General features: G+C 40.7%; 22 protein-coding genes. 16 read left to right on the top strand and 6 right to left on the bottom strand.

Annotated elements, in window-relative coordinates; genetic code table 11:
• Nucleotide 1 precedes the first annotated feature (1 nt).
• Genes HZA77_11720 through HZA77_11700 form a run of 5 tightly spaced genes read left to right on the top strand, consistent with a single transcriptional unit; the run spans nt 2 to nt 3575 of the window.
• The gene (locus HZA77_11720; GenBank protein ID MBI5376096.1) at nt 2-1267 is read left to right on the top strand and encodes an MFS transporter; all 1266 of its coding nucleotides are present in this window, start codon (nt 2-4) and stop codon (nt 1265-1267) included.
• A gap of 38 nt (nt 1268-1305) precedes the next feature.
• Nucleotides 1306-1815, top strand: a complete 510-nt coding sequence (locus tag HZA77_11715) for a hypothetical protein (protein ID MBI5376095.1) — start codon at nt 1306-1308, stop codon at nt 1813-1815.
• Nucleotides 1816-1847: 32 nt separating this feature from the next.
• A complete protein-coding gene (locus HZA77_11710) occupies nt 1848-2180 on the top strand; it encodes a hypothetical protein (GenBank protein MBI5376094.1) in 333 nt (110 codons plus the stop codon).
• Nucleotides 2181-2194: 14 nt separating this feature from the next.
• Nucleotides 2195-3067 carry a shikimate dehydrogenase gene (locus HZA77_11705; protein ID MBI5376093.1) on the top strand — a complete coding sequence of 291 codons (873 nt, stop codon included), beginning with the start codon at nt 2195-2197 and terminating at the stop codon, nt 3065-3067.
• A gap of 1 nt (nt 3068) precedes the next feature.
• Nucleotides 3069-3575, top strand: coding sequence for a shikimate kinase (locus HZA77_11700; protein ID MBI5376092.1), 507 nt, complete (start codon nt 3069-3071; stop codon nt 3573-3575).
• Here the strand turns inward: HZA77_11700 and amrA are convergent, their stop codons facing one another.
• The 5 genes from amrA to HZA77_11675 all read right to left on the bottom strand — a co-directional run bounded on the left by amrA (nt 3576) and on the right by HZA77_11675 (nt 7255).
• Nucleotides 3576-4157, bottom strand: coding sequence for an AmmeMemoRadiSam system protein A (gene amrA, locus HZA77_11695; GenBank protein MBI5376091.1), 582 nt, complete (start codon nt 4155-4157; stop codon nt 3576-3578).
• A 24-nt stretch (nt 4158-4181) separates the two neighbouring features.
• Nucleotides 4182-5000 (bottom strand): AmmeMemoRadiSam system protein B, encoded by an 819-nt coding sequence (gene amrB, locus HZA77_11690; GenBank protein ID MBI5376090.1) that lies wholly within the window; start codon nt 4998-5000, stop codon nt 4182-4184.
• 146 nt (nt 5001-5146) lie between these two features.
• Complete coding sequence (locus tag HZA77_11685) at nt 5147-6076, bottom strand: hypothetical protein (protein MBI5376089.1); 930 nt, start codon at nt 6074-6076, stop codon at nt 5147-5149.
• 207 nt (nt 6077-6283) lie between these two features.
• Nucleotides 6284-6721 carry a hypothetical protein gene (locus HZA77_11680; protein ID MBI5376088.1) on the bottom strand — a complete coding sequence of 146 codons (438 nt, stop codon included), beginning with the start codon at nt 6719-6721 and terminating at the stop codon, nt 6284-6286.
• 147 nt (nt 6722-6868) lie between these two features.
• Complete coding sequence (locus HZA77_11675) at nt 6869-7255, bottom strand: restriction endonuclease subunit S (protein ID MBI5376087.1); 387 nt, start codon at nt 7253-7255, stop codon at nt 6869-6871.
• 104 nt (nt 7256-7359) lie between these two features.
• Here HZA77_11675 and HZA77_11670 point away from each other — a divergent pair, with 104 nt between their 5' ends.
• The 6 genes from HZA77_11670 to HZA77_11645 all read left to right on the top strand — a co-directional run bounded on the left by HZA77_11670 (nt 7360) and on the right by HZA77_11645 (nt 15000).
• The gene (locus HZA77_11670; GenBank protein MBI5376086.1) at nt 7360-8541 is read left to right on the top strand and encodes an acetyl-CoA C-acetyltransferase; all 1182 of its coding nucleotides are present in this window, start codon (nt 7360-7362) and stop codon (nt 8539-8541) included.
• 51 nt (nt 8542-8592) lie between these two features.
• Nucleotides 8593-11298: a UPF0182 family protein gene (locus HZA77_11665; protein ID MBI5376085.1), complete on the top strand. Its 2706-nt coding sequence runs from the start codon at nt 8593-8595 to the stop codon at nt 11296-11298.
• Nucleotides 11299-11319: 21 nt separating this feature from the next.
• Entirely contained in the window at nt 11320-11865 is a 546-nt protein-coding gene (locus tag HZA77_11660) for a hypothetical protein (protein ID MBI5376084.1), read from the top strand.
• Nucleotides 11866-11973: 108 nt separating this feature from the next.
• On the top strand, nt 11974-12828 hold the full coding sequence (locus HZA77_11655) for an AAA family ATPase (protein MBI5376083.1): 855 nt from the start codon (nt 11974-11976) through the stop codon (nt 12826-12828).
• A 14-nt stretch (nt 12829-12842) separates the two neighbouring features.
• Nucleotides 12843-13688: an AAA family ATPase gene (locus HZA77_11650; protein ID MBI5376082.1), complete on the top strand. Its 846-nt coding sequence runs from the start codon at nt 12843-12845 to the stop codon at nt 13686-13688.
• Nucleotides 13672-15000: a nitrogenase component 1 gene (locus HZA77_11645; GenBank protein MBI5376081.1), complete on the top strand. Its 1329-nt coding sequence runs from the start codon at nt 13672-13674 to the stop codon at nt 14998-15000. Before HZA77_11650 ends, HZA77_11645 begins: the two co-directional genes overlap by 17 nt.
• 16 nt (nt 15001-15016) lie before the next feature.
• Here HZA77_11645 and HZA77_11640 read toward each other — a convergent pair whose 3' ends face one another.
• Entirely contained in the window at nt 15017-15883 is an 867-nt protein-coding gene (locus tag HZA77_11640) for a metallophosphoesterase (protein ID MBI5376080.1), read from the bottom strand.
• Between the two features lie 153 nt (nt 15884-16036).
• Between HZA77_11640 and HZA77_11635 the strand changes: the two genes are divergently transcribed.
• From HZA77_11635 to sat, 5 genes are all read left to right on the top strand, one after another.
• Entirely contained in the window at nt 16037-17038 is a 1002-nt protein-coding gene (locus tag HZA77_11635) for a DUF4921 family protein (GenBank protein ID MBI5376079.1), read from the top strand.
• A 177-nt stretch (nt 17039-17215) separates the two neighbouring features.
• Nucleotides 17216-19231 (top strand): transketolase, encoded by a 2016-nt coding sequence (tkt, locus tag HZA77_11630; GenBank protein ID MBI5376078.1) that lies wholly within the window; start codon nt 17216-17218, stop codon nt 19229-19231.
• 140 nt (nt 19232-19371) lie between these two features.
• On the top strand, nt 19372-19830 hold the full coding sequence (locus HZA77_11625) for an Hsp20/alpha crystallin family protein (GenBank protein ID MBI5376077.1): 459 nt from the start codon (nt 19372-19374) through the stop codon (nt 19828-19830).
• Between the two features lie 173 nt (nt 19831-20003).
• The gene (locus HZA77_11620) at nt 20004-20219 is read left to right on the top strand and encodes a CopG family transcriptional regulator (GenBank protein MBI5376076.1); all 216 of its coding nucleotides are present in this window, start codon (nt 20004-20006) and stop codon (nt 20217-20219) included.
• 29 nt (nt 20220-20248) lie between these two features.
• Complete coding sequence (gene sat / locus HZA77_11615; GenBank protein ID MBI5376075.1) at nt 20249-21400, top strand: sulfate adenylyltransferase; 1152 nt, start codon at nt 20249-20251, stop codon at nt 21398-21400.
• The last annotated feature ends 10 nt before the right edge of the window (nt 21401-21410 follow it).

Genomic DNA, 21410 nt, shown 5'->3' with positions numbered 1-21410 from the left:
GGTGATTTCCGGATCAAGGCAGCAGAAGACAAACCTCCTTTCATGGATTGCTTACGATATCTCGGGTACTATTTTTTCTCTTGTCATTGTCACCCTTCTTTATGCTGTTTATTTTAAAGAGATAATTGCCGGAGGCTCTGATTTTTCAGATCTTGTATGGGGGGTAAGTACCGGCGTTTCGATGATTGTGGTGGCGATTGCATCGCCTTTGCTTGGTGCTGCTGCTGATTTAAGCGGAAGACGGAAAGCGTTTCTTGCAGTAACAGGGGGTGCGGCTGCGCTTCTCACCATCACCCTTGCCATACCCGGCAGAGGCGAGATACTGCTTGGCAGTATTCTTTTTATCTTAGCCAACATAGCTTTTAATTTAAGCTACACTTTCTATAATTCACTTCTCCCTGATGTCTCAACTAAGGAGAACATGGGGAGTGTTTCAGGCGCTGGTTGGGCAGCAGGCTACGGAGGCGCACTTATTTTCCTTCTTATGTTCTATCCTTTTCTCAAAGGAGGTATGGAAGAAAACAATTTGTGGAATCTAAGGTTTGTATTCATTCTGACAGGGGTGTTTTATCTCATATTCATGGTTCCTGTTATTTTCTTTTTAAAACTTGATGACAGGAAAGAAAAAGCAGGTGAAAAAATAACGGGATCTGTTACTTCTCCGCTCGCGCGCGTGTTTGGCACAATAAGGGACATAAAGAAATATTCAAATCTTGCGCGGTTCCTGATAGCTTTTTTTCTTTATAACGATGGCATAGCAACAGTGATATTTTTCAGCTCCATATATGCATCGCACACGCTTGGCTTTACAATGAAGGAACTTATAGTTTTTTTCCTTGCCATTCAGTTAAGCGCCATGCTCGGTGCTTTCACGCTTGGATTGCTGACTGACAGGCTCGGAGCAAAGAAGGTAATCATCTTTTGTGTTTTGGTGTGGTGCATACTTGTTACCTGCACCTACTTTGTCACGAGCCATCAGACATTTTTTGCCATAGGCATTATGTGCGGTGTTGTCATGGGTGCATGCCAGTCTGCAAGCAGGACTTTTATGGGGCTTTCCGTGCCTCCGGGGAGGAGTGCGGAGTTTTTCGGTTTCTATTCCCTTTATGCCAAATTTTCTTCAATTCTTGGCCCATTGATGTTCGGTTTCATATCATCATTTACTGGAGACCAGAGAAAGGCTATACTTTCAATGCTGGTTCTTTTTGTATCAGGGATGGCTATAATGTTAACCGTCAAAGAACCTGAGGCTGATTCAGTCCAATAACGATACTTTTTCCGGTTTAAAAAAATTAGGAGAAAGATATGATGGCAAAGGAAAGACCTAACGGGCCGGTTGCAAAAGTGGCAATGCTTTTCCTTTTCGGGATAGGCTTTGGCAATGTGGAGGCAATGATCGTGGTTTATCTGAGGAGGATACTTCCTCCCTTTGATGAGACGACTTTCGGCACTGTTGATGAGTTTGTACGGTTTATGGAAAAATACAATGTCTATCGGATCGAGCAGGTAAGGGAGATGTTTACGATCCTAATGCTTGTCACTCTCAGCATACTTGCCGGAAACAGCCTGCTTGAGCGCTTTGCGGCTTTTTGCATATCCTTTGCGACATGGGATATATTCTATTATGTTTTTCTCTGGGTCATCAATGGCTGGCCGTCAAATCTGTTTGATATAGACGTTCTCTTCCTTGTCCCTTTTCCATGGGTGGCGCCTGTAATTCTCCCTGTTTTTATATCAGCGCTTATGATAGGTACAGGTTTGCATATTTATTTTGTGCGATTGAAAGAAGTGAGGACGAGAGGGTACGTTCTTTAGTTATATAGTAGATAGATAAACGACGGAGGCGGATGATGGATAAAATAATCGTATCTTACAAGTTAAAGCCCGGAAAGACTGCTGGAGAGTATGAGGAATATTTTAAAAAAGAAAAATATGCTGTAGTCATGTCATTCCCGTCTGTTTCGGGATTCCGCTTATTCAGGGTGGCACAGACCATAGAGGGAACAAAACAGGCAGACTTTATAGGTGAGATTATAGTAGAGAGCATTGAAAAATATGCAAAGGACAGGGAAACACCGGAGTTTAAAAAATTTATTGAAAAATGGTTGCCATTTGTTATTCCTGAATCAATTAATGTGAGTGTGGTAAAAGAGGTTTCTCCGGATAATATAAACTTTTAGGTTATAGGTGTAGTTTGAATATTGATGGAAACACAAAAAAGATAGGGCTTATCGGGCACCCTGTGGAACATACATTCTCGCCTGTGATGCATAATGCAGCTTTTAAAAAACTGGATATGAATTATGTCTATCTTGCATTTGATATTGAGCCGGAGAAACTATCCACCTCTCTTGGTGCAATGGTTGCGCTTGGGTTCGAAGGATTGAACGTAACTGTTCCCCACAAGGAGACAATAATCCCTTACCTGCACGGACTTGCAAAAGAAGCCATACTTATCGGGGCGGTAAATACTGTGCATATAGTCAACGGGAAATGCATCGGACATAATACTGATGCCTATGGATTTGGCAATGCTGTGAGGCGTGCTTTTTCTACTGAGTTGAAGGGAAAATCAGTTGTAGTCATCGGCGCGGGAGGAGGGGCAAGGGCAGTTGTGGCGAGATGTGCCATTGAAGAAGCTTCAAATATTGTTGTCGCAGATATTGTTCATAAAAAAGCAGAGAAACTGAGCGAAGAAATAATAAAATATCTTCCTGATACAAAGATACACGTAGTAGATATAAATGATGATGCCTTTGGAAAGATTGTCAAACATTCTGACTTTGTCATTAACGCAACTCCCATCGGGCTAAAGGAAAGTGACCCGCTTCCTGTGGACCCTTCTTTCCTGCGTGAAGGACAGATGGTTTTTGATCTCATCTATAATCCTGTGAAAACAAAGTTCATGATTAAAGCCGAAAAGTGCGGATGCATGGTCTCAAATGGTTTAATGATGCTTCTTTATCAGGGGATGAAAAGTTTTGAGATATGGACAGGCATTGTCCCTCCTGAAAATGTAATGAGAGATGCGTTGATAGCCAAAATTTCCGCTTCGGACAAAGAGTAGTATGTATAAAAAATCTGTCGTTCTTGTAGGCTTTATGGGCACAGGGAAATCAACTGTGGGTTCCGTGCTCTCCAAACGGCTGGGTTTCGAATTAATCGATATTGACGCTCTTATAGAGAAAAAAACAGGGAAGAGCATTACAGACATATTCACCCGTGATGGTGAAAAACATTTCCGGGACATTGAAGAGGAAGTCATTCGGGAAATTGCGGGAATGGAAAAAGCAGTCATCATTACGGGTGGAGGTGCAGTGCTCCGGAAAAACAATATAGAGAACCTAAGGAAATGCGGCAAAATAGTATGCCTTACGGCAACGCCCTCAGAGATTTACAGAAGGGTTAAGGCTGAGACACACCGCCCTCTTTTGCAGGTTGATGATCCGGTTAAAAAAATAGAGGAACTCCTGAGCGCCCGTGAGAAATTTTATGCTGAGGCAGATGTATTCGTTGATACCACAGGGCTTACTACAGACGAAGTCGCTGAAGAGGTAATAAAAAAGTTAACCTGATTATCCTGCCAGATCTTTTTCAGAAAAAACCTCTGCGCTGAAAATATAGATATTGGAGTCTTTTTTCCACTCATTCCTGCCAAGCCCTGCTTTTGTGCATGTTTCCTCAAGAAAGGCTATTCTGTCCCATCCGTATTTTGTCGCAACCTGCGGAAGGAGAAGCCCTGAAAAAATCTGTTTTCTTAAGAAAAGCCCGTGTTTTCCAACCTCGATGCGGGTTATGTCATCAATCAATTCAAGCGGGCTTAGCACAGAAATCTCTATCTCTACTGATTCGAGTTCCCTCGGAGCAACAGCCGGGAATCTCGGGTCCTCTGTAGCGGCTGACACTGCTAGTTCTGCAACTGAGACATAAAGCGGTTCAAAAGTTTCAATGCGTCCAATGCACCCTCTTAAACTTCCGTCGCAGTGAAGTGACACAAAAACTCCTCTTTTTTCTTTCAATGTCGCGGAAGCAGACGTGGGAACTATATATTTTTTGCCGAGGACTGCATGCCTTATTGCATCCCGTGCAGTTTCAATGAGGAATCTTCTTTCATTAATTGTAAGGTTAGAATCTATGTTCTTCTCTTTTATATTCATGGCATATTCATGGTGCCTTATGTTTTAATTTTTTCCTCTGTACAATCCTGCTGCGAGATATCCCACAACCCGGTCAAAGTCACCTGATATGTCCCCTGAAGTGGCATGGCAGTAAATTTTGCTTTTGGGATTTGGAAACATTCCAGCTATTAAAAGTGCGATTAATATTGGTGTGCTCCCGCAGGCTTCGCATTCTCCGCTGTTAACGTTCTGATAGAATCCTTCGGTGTCCAGTTCCTTCACAGCCTCAATGACCTTAGAGTCGAGTTTTAATGCCTGCTTCTGGTTGTAAAAGTGAGAAAGGTCTGAACTTGCCACTATAAGCGTTTTTTCGTCGGCAATCTCTTTTATTGCTGATGCAATGCGTGTACAGTTTTTCATGTCTCTTTCGATTGAAAGGATTGGTACCATCTTAAAATTTCCGATTGCCCTTTGCAGAAATGGAATCTGTATCTCAAGAGAATGTTCTTCGCTGTGAGCCCGTGGCTCGTCTTTAAAAATGTTGTCCCCTTCAATAAGTTTCCGGCATATATCTTCATCTATGTCAACTAACCCCAATGGAGTCCTGAATGCTCCGCTTCCAAACAGAGCTGCTCCTCTTATGGGATGATAGTGTGACGGTGCGATGATGACAACCTTGTCAAAAGACTTTCCCTCAACCTGTTTATATGCAAATGCTGCGACCTGCCCGGAATAAAAATAACCGGCATGAGGTGATATTAAAATAAAGGGAGTCTCTTTATCTTCGCATTTTGCCTTTTGCAGGAATCCGTCTATCTGTCTGGCAAGGGCTTTCCCCTCTCCCGGATACCATGAACCTGCTATAGGTGATTCGCGTATCATTTTTTTTATTTCCTCTGTTAACAATCTATTGGAGAGCGCCGTGGTTGTCAACGATAGCAATATACAACTTATGAGAAATAGATTTAGATATTTACTGAATAATAATAGAATAATAACAAATGGTTTGTATTGATGTTTTAAATAACTTATTCGTGTTCTACGTAGAATCTCTCTCTCAATTCCATTATAGCTCTAATGACGTTTTCACCAATGGAAAGGTAGTTATTTACTTTTTCTTCTTCCCATGTTCCTTCTCTACGATGTCCTTCTCCGCTTAGTTTGTTGTATATATCCCTACCCTCATCCATCAATCTTTCTATCGCATCGAGGTCAAATTCATTGAAATTATCATGAGAGTTGTCTCCTATAACGGCATATTTAATTCTTTGTTTTTGAGTTGGTTTGTTTGTTGATGTTTCAGGTATATACCATGACATTTTATTGACTTTTTCATCTGGAGCAAGGCACATCTCAAGATGGCTTAAAGTCTCTCTCATAGCATGTGCAGCACTCATGAATTTTTTGTCTATCATATTTTGAAACGCCTCTTTGAATTTTTGCTCGAGCAGAGGCTCTATTTTTTTGAGCCACTCTTCAATGTTATTTCTGTTTTCAGATGCAGTAGGTTGAATATAAGTTGTCAGAATGTTATTCATAGCAGGACACACATCGCTGATGACTTTACCAATATAACAGACTGTGGAATCTGCTGATCTTGCTGATGAATTACCTACGACTAAAGTTCCAGAAAATAGATCGATCCTTTCAGCGATATTTTCTATGCTTTTATATTGGTTATTTGAATGATCTCTCAATCCTGTAATCAGCCTTGAACCTGACTCAATAGCATCCGAAATGTCACGAGTCATTGAGAAAGCGTTAGAATTTGGTAAGTTATTAACAACTAAACGCATTCTATTAATTAACTCTTTTTTTTGATTCAACACTTCAAGCATGTCATTAGCGTCACTTCGAAATTCAAAAACTTTTTTTTCAGAGCGATCCACTTGTGTATATGTTTCATCAAGTGCCTGTCTCATATTTTCTTTGGTTTTATCGTATTCAGAATTATCCATGTACTAGACCCTGAATTTAATTTAAATAAGTGTAAGTATTATTAGGCAAATACTTCTTCGCTGACGGGCAGATCTTTGCTAGATTTTACATTAATCCATCTCAACGAAGCCAAGTTACGGATTGTCTCTGCTACTATCAGTTAATTAAAAGAAGGATGCCTACTTTGTTTCTACTCCATTGCAGTATTTAACATTTAGCATCTTTGTTTAATTTTTTTTCTTTTTATTTTCTATGTCTATTAAAGGCTCTATCCCGGATATGATTCTACTATTAATTTCGAAATTCTGATTTGGCTCAAGTTGCATTACATTTGTGGAATCAGGAAGGCAAATACCTGAGCTCTGCATTGTTTGCATTATGATCTGATCTTTATACTCTTCAATAGGTTGATAATCTTTTAAATTTTTTGGATTAACTAATATCTGCCATTCCCAATCTTCCTCTTTAGACTTATCAAATCCAACTCCAATATCTTTTACAGATAAGTTGCCATTAAATTTAAGGCGTTTGACTGTTGAATTTTGATGTCCTATTAATAAAATTGCTGGTTTTCCTTTATCATTAAATAATTGTTGAACTTCTAAGTTTTTTCTTGATACGATTTTCTTAGCTTTAAATTTATTTTTGAATAATCGTTTACCCAAAAGCTTATCCCTTGTTAAAAAATTTTAACTTCCAATAAGGCTAATTTTATATTAGAAGGGGGAAAATATAGCTGTCAACCAAAATATATTTATTTTTACGATACAAGATCCCATGTAAATGCTCTTTGCATGAGGCTGTTGAAAAGTTTATCGAGTTTCTTTCTGCTTGCTGCTCTTTATCTGCTTCAATCTGCTCAACAAGCTTTGCAAGTTCATGCTGGAGAGGAAGAGGGGTGAGGATATCTGTTTTTTGAAGATTTGATAAAGGTAAAATGAATGTAATGAATTGTTAGGAACTAAACTCTTAAACCCTTGATTGGTACATAGTTCTTTTTCTGTAATTGCGAGATGCACTATTGGTGTATGTGAAGATATTAATACAGCTCCAACGGGTAACATTGTTATAAAACAACTATCATAGCCTTTTTTAGTTATCTTTATTGCGAAATTTTTAGTTTCAATTGTGTTAATTTTTGAAAAATTTGCTAAAGGTCCAAGCGCTTTTTTGTGCCAATTTCCCCATCTCGTTGACAAAGCACTCTGTTGGTGTTAACGATTTTATAGGTGTATAGCGTGGGAATTAATGATATAAGATTTCAGAATAATATAAGCTTTCAGAATAATGAGGAGAAAATAAAATGAGAAATGTTGTGATAACCGGCGGGTGCAGAACAGCGGTTGGAAATTTCGGTGGTGCACTGAAGGATATTCCTGCGGCGGACTTAGGCTCAATAGCTGCGAGGGAGGCAATAAAAAGAGGAAAGGTTTCTCCTGAGCAGATTAATGAGGTGATAATGGGTTGTGTGCTCACGGCAAGTGCAGGACAGAGCGTAGGACGGCAGGTCGGCATAAAGGCGGGTATTCCAAACGAAGTTCCGGGAATGACAATAAACAAGATGTGCGGTTCAGGCCTTCGTGCTGTAATGATGGCGGCACAGGAGATAGCTCTTGGTGATGCTGATATAATAATTGCAGGTGGAACCGAGAGTATGAGTATAGCTCCTTATGCTGTTCCCGGGCAGAGATGGGGTTCAAGGATGGGCGATGCGGCAGTTGTGGATACAATGATAAAAGACGGGCTCACATGTGCATTCAACAATGTCCACATGGGGGTTCTCACTGAGAATATTGCCGAGAAGTATGGAATTTCAAAAGATGAGCAGGATGAGTTTTCCTGTTTAAGCCAGAATAAAGCTGAAAAAGCGATCAAAGAGGGAAAATTCAAAGATGAGATTACACCTGTTTTTATTCCTCAGAGAAAAGGCGACCCTGTTGTTTTTGAGCAGGATGAATTCCCGAGGATGGGATGCACTGTTGATATGCTGAAGAAGCTTCGCCCTGCATTTAAGAAAGACGGGACAATCACTGCCGGCAATTCATCGGGTATCAACGATGGCGCTGCTGCCCTTGTTGTGATGGCTGAAGAAAAAGCAAAGGAGCTTGGCATAACCCCGCTTGTAAGAATAAGATCCTATGCAACAGCGGGAGTTGACCCTGCCTTTATGGGGATGGGACCTTTCTATTCAAGCACTAAAGCTCTTCAAAGGGCAAAGCTTACCATAAAAGATATGGGCCTTATTGAGCTAAATGAAGCGTTTGCAGCCCAGTCTATTGCAGTATTAAGAGAGCTCAAGCCGGATAGTTCAAAAGTCAATGTCAACGGAGGCGCCATAGCCATAGGACACCCTATCGGAGCAAGCGGAGCGAGGATACTTGTGACCCTCATATATGAAATGAGGAAAAGAGGTGTGTCTTTGGGGCTTGCCGGACTCTGCATCGGAGGTGGAATGGGGATCAGCATGATTGTTGAAGCCCTGTAAGGAATAATTTTTTAAGCATTTTTTTAACTGCCACTGAAAGGAGTTTATATCATGCGTTCTCTCTTTATTTTGTTTGTGCTTATAGGGATAGTTATCCCTGTTTTTTTCAGCGGCGTTGATCTTCTTATAGATTACCTCTGGTTCGGACAACTTGGATATGGCACTATTTTTACGACCTCCCTCTTTGCAAAGCTTGCTGTAGGATTTTCTACCGGTCTTCTCTTCATGCTGCTCGTTTCGGTAAGTATACTCTTTACACGATCGAAAGCATCTCTTCAGATACCTAAGGTATCCGGTAATATAATTGAGTTTCCTGAGATTGAAAGATACAGGGAAGGAGCAACGAAGATAAGCCTGATTGTCACAGCCTGTATTGCTTACCTGATTGGCGGATGGGGTGCTTCACACTGGGAGGATTATTTAAAATACAAAAACTCCATTCCATTCGGAGTGTCTGATCCTCTTTACAGCAGGGATATAGGGTTTTATATCTTTGAGCTTCCTTTTATAGAGGTTGTTTACCAGTTCCTGTCAATATGCGTAGTGTTTTCGATTATCATCTCTGCAGGGCTTTATCTTATTAACAGGAACATTGTTGTCTTTGATAAGGGGGCCAGGCTTTCTACGGCGGCAAAGAGACACTTCCTTATTCTTGGAGCATTATTTTTTGTAACTCTTGCACTGAAATTCAGGATTGATGTTTACAATCTTCTTTTCTCGAAACGAGCGATAATTTTCGGTGCAGGGTACACTGATGTGCATGCATCGCTCCCCGTAATAAATATAATGGCAGCTCTTTCGCTTGCTGTCGCGGGAGTTTTCATAATCAATATCTTTTTCCCTCTATACAAAGTCCTTGCAGGGAGTGCTGCTCTGCTCCTCGTTGTTTTTATATTAGGAGAAAAAATTTACCCTGAGGCAGTCCAGAAATTCCAGGTCGCTCCTAATGAGATTGAAAAGGAAAGGGAATACATAGCTCTTGCAATCAAATTTACGAATGCTGCATATGGGATTGACAAGGTTGATGAAAAGCCTTTCCCCGCATCTGAAAATCTCACAAGCGCTGAAATAGATAATAACAGCATTACAATAAAAAATATTAGGCTCTGGGATGAAGCGCCTCTTCTTGCGACATTTGCACAGCTTCAGGAGATAAGGACTTATTACGATTTCGTAGCCATTGATAATGATCGTTACATGATAAACGGCGAATACAGACAGATTGCACTCTCGCCCCGCGAACTTTCCTACGCGAACCTTCCGAGCAAGATATGGATCAACGAACATCTTACTTACACGCATGGCTACGGACTCTGTCTCGGCCCTGTCAATCAGGTCACAAAAGAGGGGCTGCCTGAATTTTTCATTAAGGACATTCCTCCAAAATCGCTGGACAAGATTGAGGTTAAAAGACCTGAGATATATTTCGGAGAGATAGCTAATGATTACTGCTTCGTGAACACCGCAAGCAAGGAATTCGACTACCCTTCCGGAGACAGCAACGTATATACGAATTATGCAGGGACAGGTGGAATAAAAGTAAAAAACTTCTGGCAGAAGATCCTCTTTGCCCTGAAGTTCAAAGAGCTGAAAATTATGCTTTCCGGAGATATCTCGTCTGACAGCCGGATTATGATGTACCGGGGGATAGAGGAAAGAGTCCGTCACCTTACTCCGTTCATAGCATATGATTCAGACCCATATCTTGTGATCTCAAAGGACGGCAAACTTTTCTGGATAATTGACGGATATACTGTTACCTCTAATTATCCTTATTCTGAGCCTTTTTCAGGGAGAAGCAATTACATCAGAAATTCTGTGAAAACCGTTGTTGACGCTTACAACGGCACCGTAGACTTTTATATCAGCGATGATAAGGACCCGCTTATCAGGATGTATTCAAAGATATTCCCCGGTGTATTCAAGCCCCTTACAGCCATGCCTGATGACCTTAAGGCGCACATAAGATATCCGCAGGACCTTTTTTCAATTCAGGCTGCAAAATATGCTGTATTCCATATGACCGATCCGCAGGTGTTTTATAACAAGGAAGATTTATGGAAGATCCCGGGGACTTCGACCGCGCAGGTGGAATCTGTTATGAAGCCCTACTATACCATAATGAAGCTTGCTTCCGAGGAGAAGGGGAAGGAAGAATATATCCTCATGATACCTTTTACTCCGAGCCGGAAGAATAATATGATAGCATGGCTTGCTGCGAGGTGCGATGCTCCTAATTATGGAAAACTCATAGTATATGATTTTCCAAAGCAGAAACTTGTTTACGGGCCCCAGCAGGTTGAATCACGTATAGACCAGGACCCTGAAATATCAAAGCAGCTGACCCTTTGGAACCAGGGGGGCTCAGCAGTAATAAGGGGAAGCTTACTCGTTGTTCCAATAGAGAAGTCAATACTCTATGTCCAGCCTTTATATCTTTCATCAACGCAGGGAGGAAGCCTGCCTGAGCTTAAACGTGTCCTCGTTTCTTTTGAAAACAGGATAGCTATGGAAAATACCCTTGAACTCGCAATGATGAAAATTTTTGGTGAGGTTAAAAGTATGGGAGAACAAGGTGAAACCGTGGCGCAAATTTCTTCAAGGCTCGGGCCTGGTACCAAGGGACTGATTGAAAAAGCCAACGAACTTTATCTCCGTTCATTGGATAAATTAAAAAGCGGCGACTGGAGCGGATATGGAGCAGATATTAACGAACTTGGAAATATCTTGCGGGAGCTTAAAGGGACAAATAAATAGCCTTTATAAGGAAACAAAATTATGCTGAAAACTCTTAAATGGAACTGTTTGTTGTTGTTTCTTGCCGCAGGATATTTATTTTGCAGCCTCTCTTCTGCATTTGCCGCAGCTCCTTCAGGGACATGGCTTATTGACGGCACCTATGAAATCAAGACAGGATATAAAGGCAAGTATCTGACTGACACCGATAGTTTCAGCGGAGAGAAAGTTGTCTTTGGGAAAAAAAAGATAAAAATCAATATTACTCAATTCCTCTTTAACGGGAAATGGAAGTACAACATCAAAAAAGACAAAATAACCATCAATCTAGACGGCGATGACATAGAAGATATGGTCAAAGATTATGTTGAAGGTGAATATAGCAAATATATTAAAAACTTTGATCTGAACATAGATGTGGACAAGAAGGCGGTTGCAATAAATGTATCACCTGAGGGTACATTGGATGGCTCTGAGGATATCAAAGCCCAGTGTGAAATAAGTTATGAGAAATTTGGCGTGACAATAAAAGTCGGGACCATAGATTTTAAAGCAAAATTAAACTTCACAGGGCTTCAGAGCCAATAAATCCCAGCCGTTATCATTCTCACAACATCTTCCCTCTTGCCTAAGTAGAAAACGTATTGTAAGAAATACGCCGGACACGGAGAAGGGGAGGAAGTTTTGTTATCTTCGATAAAACAGATTGCAATATATGGTAAGGGAGGGATAGGTAAATCCACTATCTGCTGTAATCTCTCTATTGCCATGACTATGCTTGGTGAAAAAGTTTTCCAGATCGGATGTTCCCCCAAGACCGATTCAACATCAATGCTTAACGGCGGAGAGATGATAACTCCGGGCATACTTGAAAATGTGAGGAGTAAGGGGAGCAACAGAGATTCACTTATGGAGTGTATCAGGTTATCCCCTGATGGAGTTTACTTCGCAGAGACCGGCGGTCCTGAGCCGGCAAAAGGATGCGCAGGCAAGGGTGTAACCGTAGCGCTAGAACTTATATCAAAATACAGGGTGCTTGAAGAGATCGGAGCAACGGTCGCATTTTACGATGTTATCGGAGACATAGTCTGCGGCGGCTTTGCAATGCCCATGAGGAAAGGTTTTGCAAATGATATCTATATTGTCACAAGCGGAGAGCTTATGTCCCTTTACTCTGCGAACAATATATGCATTGCCATAGCAGATGCCGCTAGTGACGGGGGAAGTGCAAGGGTATCAGGGATAATCGGTAATATGCGAGGCGTTAAAGGAGAATGGGAGATAATAAATGATTTCGCAAAGATGACAGGTGTTCCAATCATTGCTTCTATCCCGAGAGATAACACAATACAGGAATGCGAAGTAGAGGGAGTTAACGTTATAAAAAAATATGCAGACAGCGATATTGCAAAAAAAATCAGAGAAATTGCTTCTATTATCCTCAAAAATAAAAGAGGAGTAATTCCCCGTCCTGTCCAGCTTGAAGAGCTGATAGACCTGCTGAAAAAATATCAATCGCCATTTAGAAAAAGACTGAGAGCGTCAGCGTGAAGCAGAAACCAGATATAAGAACTGTGGCAATATACGGCAAGGGGGGTATAGGGAAGTCAACCATAGCCTCCAATCTAAGCGCAGCCCTGTCTCATATGGATGAAAAAGTGATGCAGATAGGCTGTGATCCCAAGAGGGATTCAGTGGCGCTTCTCTGCGGCGGCTTGAAAAAAACGATACTCGAATGTTTGGATGAGGGAATGTCAGAAGAGATATTCTCAAAAGTAATCCATAGCGGATACAACGGAATTTATTGTATTGAAAGCGGAGGTCCAAAGCCCGGGTCAGGATGCGCCGGACGTGGTGTGGCGCAGGCACTGGGGTTTATCGAACAATACAGAGTGTTTGAGAATTATGGAATTACCTTTGCCTTGTTCGATGTTTTAGGCGATGTTGTCTGCGGAGGATTCGCCCAGCCTGTTAAAGATGGTTTTGCAAAACAGGTTTACCTTGTCACTTCCGGAGAGATACTTTCCATCCTTCAAATGAACAATGTGTGTATGAGTATAATCTCAATAGCTGAGTCCTATGGTTCATGCACAATATCCGGTATTATAAGCAATATGCGCGGAGTACCCCATGAAGAGGAGATAGTCGAAGAAATAGCCGGAATAATGGGACTCCCGGTTATAATTCATATACCTCGCTCCCATACTGTCCAAAATGCAGAGCGTGAAGGGAAAACGGTTATTGAGGCTTATCCTGAAGACAGTCAGGCAAAAATTTACAGGGACCTTGCAGCAAAAATTCTTAGCTCTGATCCTGATGAAACATTTTCTCCCAATCCTGTTTCACTAAGCGAAATAAAGAACGTTATAAAAAAATATATGCCGTCACAGGGATATGCGACGCATAATTGACAGAAGGACGAATCGACAGGCATTAAGTGAACTTCCTTACGGATACTCATGTTCTTTTTGCGGCGCCTTTCTTGCCGGTGCCGTGATGAAAGGATGCGGTATTATCACCCACTGTTCGCCGGGGTGTAATTTTTCCCTTAACATTACCCAGCTTGGAGCAAGCGGCCGGTTTTCAAAGCCTGTGAATTTCGCCTCAACGCTTCTTACGGAAAAGGATGTCATATTTGGGGGCGGAGGCAGTCTCTATGATTCTCTTCTCAGATTTGCTGACAATTTTGATATTGATTTCGAGATGGTAATAACCGGGTGCTCAGCAGAGACTATAGGTGACAATATCTCGGAAATCTCGTCCCGGGCATTTGAAAAAACAGGGAAACCAGTGTTGACCGTTAATGCTGGGGGATACAAAGGGAATACAGTTGACGGCTATAACATGGCCTTAAAATCAATTGCCGAACAGCTTGTTATTGATGAAATGCCGCGTGTGGATAAGTCGGTTAATCTCATAGGGATTATTCCTGTCCATGATCTTTTTTGGAGAGGGAATATTAATGAGATGACAAGGCTGATTCAGAGTATTGGAGCAACAGTAAATTCCGTTCTTGTCGGAGAAGGCATGACCCTTGCTGATATCAGGCGGCTGCCTTCGGCATCGCTCAATGTGGTTGTAAGCGAAAGTGTAGGCATTGAAGCAGCGGCTGTAATATCGGAGAGGTTTGGCATGGAGACGGTTATTTGTGATGAAGGTTATCCGGTAGGAACTGTCTCTTCTTCAAAATGGCTCGAGAGGGTAGGCAAGGCTTTGAATGTCAGCACCGAAATAATTAATTCAGCAATTGTTGCTGAGACAAATTCAGTTTTAGGAAGTGTAGCAAACTACATAAGTGCACTTAATGACGTCATATTGAAACAAAGATATTTCATACTGGCAGATTCATTTTATGCGCTGGGTATTTTTTCCTATCTTACCGGTGAACTCGGGATGACGCCGGAGGTAATTGCAGTTTCGACTTGTAATGACAGAACGCTGGAGAAAATCGGTGAGCTTTGTGACAGGTTTTCAGTGAATCCGGTCATAGCCATCGACCCTGATAATAATGACATTGAAAAACTTCTGGATGAAACAGAGCCTACGTTGTTTATCGGTAGAGGGGAAGATATTCAGATTGCGAGAAAAAAGGGTGTTCCTCTGTTAGGGCTTACTCCGACAAACTTACACCGGATTCAGTTATATCCCTTGCCTTTGACCGGTTTTAACGGTGGCCTTGTGATTCTTGACGAGATATTCAGGGAAGTTATGAACGTGCGATAAAAATCTTATTTTGTTATTACCATCTTCTTAGTTTTTTGAAGCGCCTGAATTTTTCATTTGCAGGAGAGCTATAAGCTCCGGGTTCAACTTTTATCATGGTATCCTGTATTACGTCACCGTTTACTTCAACGACCATTAGATGGTTTATATATTCACCGGAAACATCCCTCTCAAGACCGAATGCTGCTCCAGCACCTCCTGTAATGACATAAGTGACGCCGTTCTTTACATATTTGTCATAGCAATGAATATGTCCGCAAAAGACATAATCTACATCATGTTTTTCCATCATTTTTATAAATTTCTTATTGTTATAAGTCATGGTGTGGTGCCAGTTGCCAATCTCAGGAGGGTAATGCATAAAAATAAATTTGTGTTTGCTGGTTAGGAGTCTTTGCTCAAGCCATGAGAGCTGGCTGTCTGTTAGATAGCTGGTGCTGTTATCGATAATTATAAAACGGCAGTTTGCATAATCGAAGAAAAAGTCTGAGGGACCAAAGATGTTTCTATAGTATTTTCTGCCGTTATTTCTTATATCATGGTTTCCGGCACAGACGAAATAGGGCATGTTCAGCTTTTCAGACATCGATAGAAAGCGCAAATATGATGAATAACTCCCGTCAGGAACAAGGTCTCCGGTGTTAATTGTAAAGAATGGGTTTAACTCATTTGTAAATGCAACTATTTTTTCGTAAATTTCAAATCCTTCCCTATTGTCTCCAAAAACAACGAAAGAAAATGAATCGGATGCTGGCACAGTGCTTATTCTTTCAACTGATTTTTCATTTAACGTAGTTGTTCCCGTCTTAAGCTCTGTAAAATTGCTGCATGATTGAATAGAGATCAGGACAAGTATTAACGGTATTAAATATTTTTTTTTCATAATATAAACTCCTTGTTTTGTTTCTCTAATACATTTATTCTATAACTTTATATATTATCTTTAAAGTAAAAGCTTTAATATTTAGATTTAAATTATGATCTTGTTGAGAAGGAATATATTAGTTGTTGATATCAAATTCATGGAGGGGAAAAAATGCCGGAATTTCGCCAGAATGTAGCTACGAAAGATTGGGTAATAGTCGCTACAGAACGTGCAAAACGTCCTGAAGATTTTGTAGCGAAAAAAGAAAAAAAAGAAAGACTTTCTTTTCGTGAAGATTGTCCTTTTTGCCCGGGCAATGAAACTAAAACTCCACCAAGTCTTTATCAGGTCCAGAATGGGAAGGGTTGGCAGGTAAGAGTGATTCCAAACAAGTTCGCAGCATTGGTGCCTGATGGAGAATTCAAAAGGATAGAAGGCATTCCATTTCATTCCATGACCGGTATAGGCGATCATGAGGTAATCATCGAGACTCCGAAACATAATCTGTCTCCTGCGCTTCTTGAGCCTCAGGATATGAACTCACTCCTTGCTGTTTACCGTGACAGGTATAAAAAAATAATTTCGAACCCGCCGAGAACTCAGATGATAATAATGTTCAGAAATCATGGTGAGAGCGCCGGTACATCTCTTGAACATCCTCATTCTCAAGTGGTGGCTACACCGATCATTCCTCTTCATATAAAGTACAGGATTGATGAGGCTTTAAGATATTACGAATCGACGGGAGAATGTGTATTCTGCTATATGATAGATGAAGAGATGAAGTGTGGCGACAGAATAATTGCTAAAAACGAAAGATTTGTAGTTTTTGAGCCTTTTGCTTCGAGTTCTCCATTTGAAACATGGATCATGCCGCTTCGTCATTCATCATCATTTGATCAGATAACAGATGATGAAATAAGTGCTCTTGCAACGATTTTTCAGGATACGTTGAAACGCCTGTATCATGGACTTGATGATCCGGATTACAACTATATGATAAAATCTTCTCCAGTGGACAGAAGGACCAGCGATTATTTCCACTGGTATATTAAGATAGTTCCCAGGCTTACAAAAGCAGCAGGTTTTGAAATAGGTTCCGGGATGTATATCAATTCCGCAATGCCTGAAAAATGCGCGGAATTCCTTCGTAAGGTTAATTTTTCGAAATAATCAGATGGGTGTTCTAAAAGAGGAGTATTGAAAAAAACTCTTGATTTTTAAATTATAAAGTTATTCATAACCTCGTTTTTTCCTTTTATTTCTGTGCATTTTTTTTGAAGGATTGTTTTATTTAGCCTGTATCTGATTGGTATCAGGAAGGAGATAATGATCTTGGGCGAACGTAATATGGCATTAAAGAATATGAATATAGACGACCTCTGTATCAATACAATACGCACTCTTTCCATGGATGCCGTGGAGAAGGCTTCCAGTGGCCATCCGGGCACACCGATGGCTCTTGCGCCGCTTTCCTATCTGTTATGGACGAAAGTCATGCGTCATAATCCTAAAAACACTAACTGGTTCAACAGGGATCGTTTTATCCTTTCCTGCGGGCATGCTTCAATGCTCCTCTATTCATCACTGTTTCTTGCCGGATACGATATTTCTATTGAAGATATTATTAATTTCAGACAATGGGATAGTAAAACTCCCGGGCATCCGGAATATCGTGTTACCCCGGGGATAGAAATGACTACAGGCCCTCTTGGGCAGGGTTTTGCGAGCGGTGTTGGTATGGCTATGGCAGAAGCGCATATGGCGGCAGTCTATAACAGAAAAGGGTTGAATATAGTTGATCATTACACATATGCGATATGCAGTGATGGAGATATGCAGGAAGGCATATCTCATGAAGCGGCATCTTTGGCAGGGCATCTTGGGCTTGGTAAGTTGATCTATTTTTATGATGATAATCGGATAACAATAGAAGGCAATACATCTCTTGCATATTCAGATGATATAGAAAATCGGTTCCGCGGATACCATTGGCATGTACAGCGGGTTAAAGATATAAATGATCTACACGCCCTTGAGAATGCAATTCACGCTGCACAAAAGGAGAAGGGAAAACCTTCTCTCATAATAGTGCGCTCTGATATTGGTTACGGAGCGCCAAATAAGCAGAATAAATGTGAAGCACACGGAGAACCTTTAGGTGCTGAAGAAATCAGACTTGCAAAAAAGAATTATGGTTGGCCTGAAAATGAGCACTTTCTTGTATTAGAGAAGGTCCTTAAGCATTCGAGGAAAGCAGTTGTTCGCGGAGAAAAAAATGAGAAACAGTGGAATAAACAATTTGATGAATATAGAAAAAAATATCCTGATTATGCAAGGATGTTTGAAATCGCTCTTAAAGGTGAATTACCTGAGGGATGGGATGAAAGCTTGCCTGACTTTTCTTCCAAAGGAGCTATGATAGCTACTCGAAGCGCTTCAGGAAAAGTGATTCAGTCTGTTTCATCAAGAATTCCTTGGCTTATCGGTGGCTCTGCAGATCTTGGTCCATCTAATAAATCTGTTATGGAAGGGAAAGGTGATTTTGCGAATACCTCTTATGCATCGAGAAACATTCACTGGGGAATTCGCGAGCATGCAATGTGTGCATGCTCTACAGGGATTGCACTTCACGGGGGAGTAAGGCCTTATGCGTCTACTTTTTTTATTTTCTCAGATTATGCAAGGCCAGCTATCAGATTAGCATCATTAATGAAAATTCCTGTCATATATGTAATGACGCATGACAGTATAGGATTAGGAGAAGATGGGCCTACTCATCAGCCAATTGAGCATATTGCTTCATTCCGTGCGATGCCGGGGATAGTTCTTATACGTCCTGCTGATGCAAATGAAACAGTTGAGGCATGGAAATTTGCCTTACAGTATAAAAATGGGCCCGTTATGCTTGTTCTTACAAGACAAAATTTGCCGGTTATATTGCAGGGGGGAAGGATTGCTTCAGCTAAAGACCTTTCCAAGGGAGGTTATATATTATCAAAAGAAAAAAATAGTTGTCCTCATGCAATACTAATTGCATCGGGTTCGGAAGTTCATATTGCACTTGAGGCTCAGCAGAAACTGGAAGCTGATGGAATAGATGCGCGTGTTGTGAGTATGCCAAGCACTCATCTCTTTTCAGCACAGCCCAAGAGTTATCGTGATAAAGTTTTACCTCCTTCTGTAAAAGCCAGAATAAGCATTGAAGCAGCGTCGACTTTCGGCTGGCGTGAATGGGTTGGCGATGAAGGTGAAATAATTGGAATTGAAACTTTCGGGGCAAGTGCACCTTATAAGTTGCTCTATTCGAAATATGGCCTGACAGTTGAAAATGTTGTAGAAAAAGTAAAAAAGCTTCTTAAATAGATCCGTTTCATCTCCAATCAGTTATTTTTCTATATTTCCACATATCAAAAAAAGGAATGTCTTGACAATTCTTCTTAACATTTATAAATTGATATTGAGAATCAATCTCAAGTAGTTAAAAATTTGCAAGGAGGCTAGTCATGACAATTCTACATTACCATCCGATAGCATCTGAAAGATCCAGTGGGAAATTATTGTCTGAAGATACCCCCCTTTTTAAGGATATGTTTTTTGGAGAGGATTTTTACAGGGGCTGGACTGAAAGAGAAGAGATGAGGATAAATGTTTATGAGACAGATGAACAATGGGAATATTTTGTAGAGTTACCAGGAGTTAAGGAATCAGATCTAAAAGTATCTTTTGAAGAGGGACATATCAAAGTTTCCGGAGAGCGGAGATTTGAGGAATCTTCTGAAAAGATTGCAAAGTATCACTTAAGAGAGATAGGTGATGGATATTTTGAAAGGTGGCTCCATGTTCATGAGGGAGCGAATATGGAAGGTATTTCAGCGAGTTTAAAGAGTGGGTTGCTTAAGATTACAATTCCTAAACTTGAAACTTCAAAAACAAAGCTAATTGAAGTAAAATGCGTTGATTAAAAAATTAAATTAAAAGTAACAAAAGCGAGAGGGGGTGCCGTTAAACCCCCTCTCAATTTTTTTGTAGAATTTATTTAATTTAAAAAGAAAAAAGTCTATTGACAAAAGTAAGACCCTCCGATATTACTAAAATAAGACTCTTTGAAGAGCCTCATAGGAGTGCAACTAATAATATGGACAGCAAAGTCACTATAAAGATACCGCGGGTACTTTATACTAAAATTCAGCATCTTATATCTGAATCAGGTTTTAACTCGCCGACAGATTTCATAGTTTACGTTCTTCGTGACCTTGTAGGGGAAAAAGAAGCGGTTAAGGAAAATCATGAATTTTCTGCGGAAGAGCTTAAAGAAATTAAACGAAAACTGAAAAACTTGGGATACTTGTAACAACTCTATTAACTTTAGGAGATTTAAGTATGATAGAACCACATGGCGGTAAGCTTATAAACAGGTTTGTAACTGGAGCAGAATCTGAGACTCTTGAGGGAAAAGCAAAGGGCTTAAAAAAAATCACCATAAACAGCAGGGAAGCAAGTGACCTTGAAATGATTTCTACAGGTGCACTTAGCCCGCTTGAAGGTTTTATGGGTGAGAAAGATTATAAGAGCATTCTTAAAAATAAAAGGCTTGCTAATGGCCTTCCCTGGACTGTTCCAATAGTACTGACAGCAAAAAATGGAAGTGAAGGCGATTATAAAATAGGTTCTGAAGCTGCAATCTATGATGAGCGGAATGATCTTCTTGGCGTTATCGAAATTGAGGATAAATATAAATTCAATAAGGAAGAAGAGGCGACTGCTATCTTAAGGACTACAGATGAGGCTCATCCGGGTGTTCAGTATCTGAAATCCATAGGTGAGACATATCTTGGCGGGAAGATAAAGATTATAAGAAAACCCCGGCACAACAGTTTTCATGACTTTAGGCTTGATCCTGCACAGACTCGGGCACTTTTTAAAGAGAAGGGGTGGAACAGTGTTGTTGCTTTCCAAACAAGGAACCCGATTCATCGTGCTCATGAATACCTTCAAAAATGTGCGCTGGAGGTTGTTGATGCACTTTTAATCCATCCGCTTATGGGTGATACCAAGGGTGATGATATTCCCGGTGATGTACGATGGGATTGTTATAAAGTTCTTATGGAAAATTATTATCCAACATCAAGGGTTGCCATATCTATATTTCCTGCCGCGATGAGATATGCGGGACCTACGGAAGCTATTTTCCATGCAATTGCGAGAAAAAATTACGGGTGTACGCACTTCATAGTTGGTAGAGACCATGCCGGTGTGGGAAGCTATTACGGTACATATGATGCCCATTATATTTTCCGGGAATTTGACCCAAAGGAAATAGGGATAACTCCGATGTTTTTTGACCACGCCTTTTACTGCAATACCTGCGGCAATATGGCATCCACAAAAACATGCCCCCATTCAAAAGAGAACCATGTTTTTCTTAGCGGTACAAAAGTGCGTGAGATGCTGAAAGAGGGACAAAGACCACCGAAAGAGTTTACCCGTCCCGAAGTTGCAGATGTGCTCATTAACAGCATGAAAAATTCTTAAACTGGAGACA

It is taken from the genome of Candidatus Schekmanbacteria bacterium (assembly GCA_016219965.1).
In the GTDB taxonomy this organism is placed as follows: Bacteria; Schekmanbacteria; GWA2-38-11; order GWA2-38-11; family J061; genus JACRJM01.
Note: the sequence above shows the minus strand (reverse complement) of the source record. Positions and strands in the feature narration are given on the sequence as shown.